Origin of the sequence: Corallococcus llansteffanensis, assembly GCF_003612055.1 — a bacterium.
Taxonomy (GTDB): Bacteria; Myxococcota; Myxococcia; order Myxococcales; family Myxococcaceae; genus Corallococcus; species Corallococcus llansteffanensis.
This window is the reverse complement of sequence record NZ_RAWB01000456.1, coordinates 1-8,059: the sequence shown is the minus strand read 5'-3', so window position 1 is coordinate 8,059 and position 8,059 is coordinate 1. Positions and strand designations below refer to the sequence as shown.

Below are 8,059 nucleotides of genomic sequence, written 5' to 3'. Positions count from 1 at the left end.
GAAGAGCAGGACGGCCAGCGACCAGATGGCCGGCGTGGAGCCCGCGCCGGTGGCGGCCGTCAGCGTGGCGGCGGCGGCGGCGGTGCCGGTGGCCGCCAGCGTGTCGTTCTCCGGCAGGGAGGCGCCCAGGTTGGCGGTGCCCAGGTAGAACAGCTCCAGGAGCATGCCCACGGACAGGCCGCTGCCCACGTCTCCCAGGAGGGCGCCCATGAACGTGGCGGCGACCAGGGGGCGGGAGAGCATGGCCTGCAGGAACGCCTTGCGCTCCACGGCCACCATGCCGCCCCAGAGACACGCGAGCGCCACCTGGGTCCAGCCGACGTTCACCGGCTCACCCGGCCTTCGACCAGCGCTCGGTCAGGTCGGGCAGGTCCACGGACTTCTCCGCGGGCACCGCGCGCGCCTCCACGCGCACGCCCTGCTCGGAGAGCTGCTGGAGGGCCTGCAGCTCGCCCTCCGCCAGGAAGACGGACGGCGACACCTGCCGGCGGCCGGTGCCGAAGTGCACGTTGCCCAGGTTGAGCTGGTCCATCACCAGCCCGTGCTGGAAGGCGAACGGCACGGAAGCGACGTCCCTCAGGAGCACCAGGGTACGGACGCCGTCCTTGGAGAGGGCGGCGAAGTCCACCTGGGCGAGGGGGAGGATGAGCACCTCGATGGCGCTCTGGACGGCGAGCGCCATGGCGGCGCGAATGAGGGGACTGGAGGCCGCCTCATCATCCGCCACCACGACGCGGGATACCTTGAGGTGGGGAAGCCAGGCTTCGACGACCTGGCCGTGGATGAGGCGGTTGTCGACGCGGACCAGGGTGATCACGGCAGTCTCGAATCGCCGACCCGCGCGGGTCCGTCAAGTTCGCGGCTGCTGCTGGGCCTCGCGAAGCAGGGCGGACGCACAGGTGATGTTGCGCTGGCCGTACGACGCCAGCTGGTTGGCCATGTCCGACAGGTCCATCTGCTCCGAACGGAGCGAGTTGGCCTTCAGCAGCATGGGCAGATTGACGCCGGCCAGGACTTCCAGATTCATCCGCTGACACATCATCAGCGATTCCTTACAGGGCGTACCTCCAAAGAGGTCGGCCATGATGATGACGCCGTCCCCTTCGTCCACGGTCTTGACGGCCAGCTTCATCTTGGCGCGCAGGTCCTCGACAGGGGCCCCCGGCTCGATGTTGCAAGTCGCCACCGCGGGCAGCTTGCCCACGATCTGTTCGGCGGTAGAGACAAGCTCATCCGCGAGACGTCCGTGCGATGCGATGACGAGGCCGACCATGATCACCCCTGACCAACCCCCCGGAGATTTTGCGTTCCTACGCCCATCAACGACGTCACGCAACTCCGGCGAAGTTTTCCGCCTGCACCTGGGACCACTACCCCAACCACTTCGACTCGAAGGTAAGGCGACTGCGCTCACCATGCCTGGAATTTCAGGTCCGGGGAAGAGACACGATGTCGTCTGCCGGACGGGGGGACGGGCGCGCTCCCCCCACACCCATAGAGATGCGCGGTGCCCCGGGATGATGCGTGCCCTCCGGGACGAGGCGCCGTTCCCGCTCGCCGGGTAGGAAGGCGACCAGGCTCGGGAACGCAACGTCCCGGACGGACACGGGTCGAGGGGCACTCAGGACGCCAAGGAGGGGCGGGGACCTGTCGCGTCGGGTGCCCTTCAGGGCACGACCAGCCGGGCCCGCTGTTCGGACGGCCGGATGCGCGCGGTGGCGCCCGCGCCGAAGGTGAGGAAGTCCTCCTCCATGCCGTCGCTGAAGATGACGCCGCCCTGGGGCATGCGTGATTCGAGCACCAGCTCGTCCTTCGCGGTGACGAAGCCGCCGACGATGTCCGCGCTGGAGTGGCGGCTGACGAAGGGCTCGCGCACGACGAAGGCGAGCCGCGCCTCCTCCCACCCGAGCTTCCACGGCTGTCCCGGCACCCCACCCGTCTGCTGGGTGAGGCCGCGCGCCAGGGCGAACACGGAGGACAGCCAACCGCTGGAGCCCGCGCCGGTGGACACGAGCACGCCGCTGGACGACTGCGCCTCCTCCCTGCCGCCGTAGCGCACCTGGTAGCGGGCGGAGACGTGCGTGCGCGCGCCGATGAACAGGTCGTTGAAGGCGAGCAGCCGCTGCCCGTCGCCCAGCCGCGCCTCCGCGAGCTGCACCTGGCGGAAGTGCCCCTTGCCCTCCAGCACGCGCAGCACCGCGCCCCGGGCCTTCGCGGGGAGGAAGGGCAGGAGCACGCCGTCGAAGCGCTCGGGGTCCGGGTTGACGCCCACGAGCGGCTGGTCGCCCACGTACTTGGCCACGTTGGCGACGAGCCCGTCCTGCCCCACCGCCACCACCAGCTCCTTGCCGGTGAAGAGGAAGGTGGGCACGAGCGAGCGGTCCACCTGCTGCACCGGCAGGCCCACGTCCAGTTGCGCGCGCAGGGCGTCCACCGCGCGGCGGTAGGTGTCGTCCTCCGCCTCGAAGCCCGTGAAGTCCTGGCCGGCGCGCTCCACGTAGAACTTCGCCTGCTTCTTCGTGTTGAAGCGCACCACCAGCTCCGACAGCCGCGTCTTGCGCGTGACGAGCACCACCTTCTCGAACATGGCGTGCCTCTCCTCGGTTCAGGGGTTCAGCGCTTGGCGTTGGAGTTCGAGCTGGACAGGAGCGAGCGCAGCAGGTCCGGGGACACGTTGAGCTCGCCGATGCGCTCGGCGTTCTCCCCCATCTCGCGGAAGGCCAGGGCGATGTTGAGCGCGGGGTCGCCGCCGTTCACGGACGTGGCCAGCAGCGTCTTCCAGTCCATGCCCTTCACGGGCGCGAGCGTCTTCTCCAGGGTGTACGCGCGCGCGTCCGCGGCCTGGCGCTCGTTCTCGGCCCAGCGCTCCATGAGGGCCGAGCGCTGCTGCTCCACCGCGATGTCCGCGGACATCTTCGCCTCGCGAATCTGGCGCTGGCGCTCCTCCACCACCAGCTCCGTGGCCAGCTCGCTCTCCTTGATGCGCCGCTCCTGCTCCACGGCCGCGTTGCGCCGGGCATAGATGGCCTCGTCCGCTTCCCGCTGGAGTCCCTCGCGCGCGGCGGCCTCCAGGGCTCGGGCCATCTCCGGCGTGGGCTGGATGGAGAGCACGGAGAAGGCCATCACCTGCACACCCAGCGCCTTCACGGCTTCGGCGTCCGCCAGCGCGGCCAGCACCTTGGACTCCAGCGCGTCCGAGTGCACCAGCACCTCGCGCAGCCCCAGCGACTGCACCACCGCGCGGGCCCGCACCTGGGCGGCCTGCACCAGCCGGTCCGCGAGCTTCTCCGGGTCCTCCGAGCGGTAGCGCCCCGACGGCGTCACCGAGTAGTCCAGGAGCCCCGCCAGCTTGCGCGGCTCCTCGACCCGGTAGGTGAGCTGTCCCTGGAGCGTCACCGGCTGGAAGTCGCGGGTGACTTCGTTGAACGCGAACGGCACGTCCGCGCTCGACAGCGGCACCGACACCAGCGTCGTCGCCGGCTTCCAGTACAGGAAGGACAGGCCCGCCCCCTCGCGGACCACCTCCCCGTCCCGGTACTGCATCACGTACGTGGTCGGCGTCGACTTCATGTATCCGAAGAACATCGGTGCTCCCCCTCGCTGCGTCCTGTTCGTGTATTTATGACACCATCTTGGTGTCGTTCGTACACTTTTGCAACACGGAATGTGGAATCGGGGTTCACCGCTCGGATGTGGGTGGACGGGCGGTCGCGGGCGTCCTTGAATCGGGGGCATGACGCGCAAACTCGGGGAGCAGTTGGTCCTGGACGGGGTGTTGACGCCGGAGCTGTTGTCCCGGGCGCTCGCGCGGCAGCAGGAGACGGGTCAGAAGCTGGGCGAGTGCCTGGTGCGGCTGGGGGTGGACGAGACGCCAGTGTTGCGGCTGCTCGCGCAGGAGTTGAAGACGCGCTTCGTGTCCACGGAGAAGCTGGCGCAGGCGAAGGTGGACCCCGCGCTGGTGGAGCGGGTGCCGGTGCGGCTGGCGGAGGGCTTCGACTTCATGCCGCTGCGGCTGGCGCAGGACGTGTTGTACGTGGCCATCTCCGAGCCGCAGCGTCAGCGGGCGCTGGAGGAGATCGCGTGGACGGTGGGGGTCGCGCAGGTGTTGCCGTTCGTGGCGCTGCGCAGGTCCATCCGGGCCGCCATCCGCAAGCACTACTACGCGGACCCGCAGGCCTTCGAGCACCCGCCGGAGGACCACCTGTGTCCGCACTGCGGCGCGACGAGCAAGCCGGGGGACTTCCAGTGCGCGCGCTGCGAGCTGCTGCTCGTGCGGAGCGTGGAGGACCTGCCGCCCCGGGACAACGTGTCGCTGGTGCGGGCGCTGCTGACGCAGCCGGAACAGACAGGGGCGCGCGGGACGCCCCGGCCTCCGCAGCAGGAGGCGACGCGGGTGGTGTCGTTCCAGGCGAAGGCCAAGACCGGGGGGCCGCCGGTGCGGCCGGTCATCACGGCGGGCCTGGGACTCGCGAACCAGCCGCTCAGTCCGTTCGAGGCGTACGTGCTGTCGTTCGTGGACGGGCGGACGACGCTCGCGGAGATGGCGCTCATCACGCAGGTCACGGAGGTGGAGCTGCGCGCGCTGTTCGAGTCGCTGTCGGAGCGCGGGGTGACGAAGCTGGTGGGCACGCTGGCCTCCGCGGAGGCGGTGCTGGTCGGGGGTTCCTATGAGGGGTCGCGTGTCCCCGAGCCTGCACCCGTTGCTCCGGCGCCGACCGCCCAGGTAGGGCGGGCACCGGCCTCCGGCGCCCTCGCGTCAACGGTGCGGCCGCAGGGGCCGGTGCCGTCGGTGACGCTGGGCGGAGCGCTGGCGGCACCGGCCGCGCCGCCCCGCTCGGAGGATGCTCGCGAGGAGGTGCTTCAGCGCGTCGTCCGACTGGAGCGCGCGGGGAAGATGGCGGAGGCGCTGGACCTGCTGGAGCGCAGCATCGCGCTGCTGCCCCAGCCCGCGCCGCTCTACAACCGCATGGGGATGATCGTCCTGAACCACCAGCGCGACTACACCCGCGCCTCCGCGTTCTTCCAGAAGGCCGCGGACCTGGAGCCGGAGAACAGCGTCTACACGATGAACCTGTACTCCGTGCTGTGCCTCACCGCCGATGCCACGAATGCGGGACAGAAGAAGAAGCCCAAGCGCTGATTCCTTCGCTCCGGCAGGCTCCTCGCCCATGTCCTCCCGCTCCAGCGCTGAGTCGTACCTGCTCGACTTCCATGGTCGCCTCGCGGGGGTGACCTCGCGCTGGTTCGCGGACGCGCCCGTGCAACGAGGTGGAGAGACTTTTCCCTCTACCTACGCGCTGCTGGTGGAGACCGTGCCTCGGGATGCGCGGTCGCGGGTCGTGCTCGATCTTGCGTGTGGTGACGGGTATCTGCTGGAGCTGCTCGCGAAGCGGCAGCAGCCGGGGCTTTCGTTGCTGGGGCTCGACATGAGTGAGCACGAGCTCGCGGTGGCCCAGGCCCGACTGCGGGGCGCGGCAACGCTGCATCACGCGCGGGCCCAGTCGCTTCCCATCGAGGACGCCAGTGTTGACGTCGTGCTGAGCCACCTGGCGCTCATGCTGATGGATGACGTGGAGACCGTGCTCGCGGAGATCCGGCGCGTGCTGAAGCCCGGGGGAACGGTGTCCGTGGTCGTCGGTGGAGACCTCGTGCGGGGCGAGGCGTTCGAGTTGTTCCTGGGACTCTTGAAGCCCCTGCTGGCCGCGGAGGCCCAGCCGCCAATGAAGCTGGGCGACCCGCGTGTCCGCTCGGAAGAGGGACTGAAGGAACTCTTCCGCGATGGGTTCACGGACGTCGCGGTCCAGTCTCTTGTGGTCCAGAGCGATGGGGAGCCTCGTTCGGTCTGGGATTCCGTCCGCACGACGTATGACGCGGACCGCCTGTCTCCATCGTCACAGGCTTCGCTCGAAGCCGCGTTCCTCCAGGCCGTGGAGCCGCTGCGACGTGCGGATGGCACCGTGCCCTGCCGGTGGGGCATGCGTCAGTTGACAGCGACGCTGCTGCCTACGACTGACCAGGATGCAGGCTCAAGCCGATGACGCACTGACGTCAGCTGGAGGGAGAGCGCCCAGGCCCTGCACGTGCCCCGGCGGACACTCACCAGGACCTGGGCGCTGGAGCACAACCTTGGCCCGGTTCAGGCGGGCTGAGCCCTCGGGGAGGGTGAGTGGGGCGGAAGGTGAGGTTGTGCGCTCCGGGCCTTACGACGTTCCTTGTCGACCTCGGTCATCGATGATTGAAAAGAACACCTGGAGAATCTCGTCCAGGTTTCGTGGACCGCCGCAACCGATGAACTGGGACTTGGTGACTTCAGTCTGCACCCAGTCTCGTTCAGCACGTTCCACAACCTGACGCGGCAGTTCAAGATCGCTCCAGCGCGTCTCCAACAGATCAATCGTAACCATCCACCCTGGGTTATCGAGTGTTTCTATCTTGACGCCGAAGGAGTGCTCCCAGTCGCCGTTGCATTCAGCAACGTACCAATCCTGTAGGCGATGAAGCAGATCCAATCCATCTGACGACCGATGCGAGGTCATGGCAGTTCGTCCGGGTTCGCAGGGCGCACGCCCTTCACTCCGGCCTCCTTCACGTGTGGCGTGGGGACCACTTCTCCGCCTGCTTCGTCACCGTGGCGCCGTCCCCACCCCGGCTCCCCCAGCAGGAGCCCACGGCACGACTTGCTGCGCGGTGCCGTCTTCCGTGGGCTTCGTCTCGTGGAGCGTCATCGCGAACGTGCCCGTCGCCGCGTCTCGCGTGTGGTGCACGATGAGCGGCATCAGGGGCAGTCCCGGCATCGCTTCCGTCAGCCAGGCGTAGCCGTCCTCGGGGGTCTTCGCATCCAGGACGCAGGCCGTGCCGTGGCCCGTGAGCGCTCCGTTGCACAGGATCCGCACGTCTTCCAGCGTGCGCGCCTCGTCCGCGAAGAGGAGGTCCGGGTCCTGCCGCAGGAACGACCGCATCGCTTGCGCCACGGTCAGCTCCTTGCCCACCCGCACCATACCGATGGCACCACCCGTGCCCCCCTTCGGCTCCTCCACCGCCGCCAGCGCGTGCACGTTGTCGGGCAGCGCGTCCATCAGGGCCCGCAGGGTCGTGCTGCGGCCCGTTCCAGCCGCTCCCGTGAGCAGCACCAACTGGCCGCTGAACAGCGCCTTGTTCAACTCCCGGAAGTACGTCTCCAGGAACGACCCCGCGTCCGCGGCGAGCGGCAGGCTCGCGATGCTCGGGAACGCCTTCCGCGTCTCACGGTTCCTCGCCAGCGCCGTGGTCCAGGTGCCCAGGTCATCGTCCCGGAAGCTCACCCGGAACACGAGGTCCGGATCCGCCGCGCCCGCCGGGAACGACACGTTGCCTCGCAGGGGCAACTTCGGATCCGCACCCCGCTTCGCATGCGCCGCCAACGCCTGCCCCAACGGCCGATACAACGCGTAGGACATGGGCTGCCGCACCGGCACCCGCTCCGCGCCGAGCAACCCCACCCGGTCCGGCCCATCCTCCGCGATGAAGAAGAACGTGATGCCCGCGTTGATCCGCGTCCCTGGCCCCTCCGTGTCGGCTTCGTCACCGTCCCCGGCCTCGTCACCGTCCTCGTCGGGGTCCTCCGCCGCCCACACGGAGAACAGCGCCGCGCCCGTGCCCGCCGCGACTTCGAAGAGGGCCGCCGCCAGCACCTCGGGCGTCTTCGGCGAGGCGGGCGCTGCCGACGGCGCCCGGCCCGCCTCTCCCAGGTGCTTCAGCAAGCTGGCGAACACGACTTCCGGCGTGGAGGGCGGCACGGGCTTCGGGCTCGGGTTCGTCATGGGACGGGGACGATGGCACGGCCCGCTCCGGCTGCAAGCCTGCCTTGTGAGCGAGCGAGAAAGCCCCGTGATGGGGGCTCCCCTCCAGCAGGCGCTTGGGTAACATCGCTTGATGTTCAGGCGTCTCACCAACGCGCTGCGACGGCTGTGGCAGAGGCCCACCGAAAGCAGCCCTCCGGACCGGAAGGAACCGCCTGGCGGTACCGAACCCTCCGTCAGTCCCCGGCGCTCCCGCGCCTCGGTCGCGGAGGAGCCCTCCC

At 69.4% G+C, this 8,059-nt stretch carries 9 protein-coding genes; 2 read left to right on the top strand and 7 right to left on the bottom strand.

Going from position 1 to position 8,059, the window contains the following annotated elements:
- The 5 genes from D7V93_RS31770 to D7V93_RS31750 form a co-directional block, all read right to left on the bottom strand.
- The coding region (locus D7V93_RS31770; RefSeq protein WP_208723221.1) for a PTS sugar transporter subunit IIC at window positions 1–327 on the bottom strand (327 nt) is incomplete at its 3' end.
- 4 nt (window positions 328–331) lie between these two features.
- Window positions 332–817: a PTS sugar transporter subunit IIB gene (locus D7V93_RS31765; protein WP_120612769.1), complete on the bottom strand. Its 486-nt coding sequence runs from the start codon at window positions 815–817 to the stop codon at window positions 332–334.
- Window positions 818–850: 33 nt separating this feature from the next.
- The gene (locus D7V93_RS31760) at window positions 851–1,273 is read right to left on the bottom strand and encodes a PTS sugar transporter subunit IIA (protein WP_120612770.1); all 423 of its coding nucleotides are present in this window, start codon (window positions 1,271–1,273) and stop codon (window positions 851–853) included.
- Window positions 1,274–1,666: 393 nt separating this feature from the next.
- Window positions 1,667–2,587, bottom strand: coding sequence for a diacylglycerol kinase catalytic domain-containing protein (locus tag D7V93_RS31755; RefSeq protein WP_120646950.1), 921 nt, complete (start codon window positions 2,585–2,587; stop codon window positions 1,667–1,669).
- A 26-nt stretch (window positions 2,588–2,613) separates the two neighbouring features.
- Window positions 2,614–3,585 (bottom strand): SPFH domain-containing protein, encoded by a 972-nt coding sequence (locus D7V93_RS31750; RefSeq protein ID WP_120646949.1) that lies wholly within the window; start codon window positions 3,583–3,585, stop codon window positions 2,614–2,616.
- A gap of 148 nt (window positions 3,586–3,733) precedes the next feature.
- On the opposite strand from D7V93_RS31750, the gene D7V93_RS31745 reads away from it, so the two are divergent.
- Complete coding sequence (locus tag D7V93_RS31745; RefSeq protein ID WP_120646948.1) at window positions 3,734–5,140, top strand: GspE/PulE/PilB domain-containing protein; 1,407 nt, start codon at window positions 3,734–3,736, stop codon at window positions 5,138–5,140.
- 28 nt (window positions 5,141–5,168) lie between these two features.
- The gene (locus D7V93_RS31740) at window positions 5,169–6,038 is read left to right on the top strand and encodes a class I SAM-dependent methyltransferase (protein WP_120646947.1); all 870 of its coding nucleotides are present in this window, start codon (window positions 5,169–5,171) and stop codon (window positions 6,036–6,038) included.
- Window positions 6,039–6,200: 162 nt separating this feature from the next.
- Here D7V93_RS31740 and D7V93_RS31735 read toward each other — a convergent pair whose 3' ends face one another.
- Together D7V93_RS31735 and D7V93_RS31730 are read right to left on the bottom strand one after the other, a co-directional pair.
- Window positions 6,201–6,536, bottom strand: coding sequence for an immunity 53 family protein (locus D7V93_RS31735; RefSeq protein ID WP_120646946.1), 336 nt, complete (start codon window positions 6,534–6,536; stop codon window positions 6,201–6,203).
- Window positions 6,537–6,623: 87 nt separating this feature from the next.
- Window positions 6,624–7,799, bottom strand: a complete 1,176-nt coding sequence (locus tag D7V93_RS31730; RefSeq protein ID WP_120646945.1) for an ATPase, T2SS/T4P/T4SS family — start codon at window positions 7,797–7,799, stop codon at window positions 6,624–6,626.
- Between the last annotated feature and the right edge of the window lie 260 nt (window positions 7,800–8,059).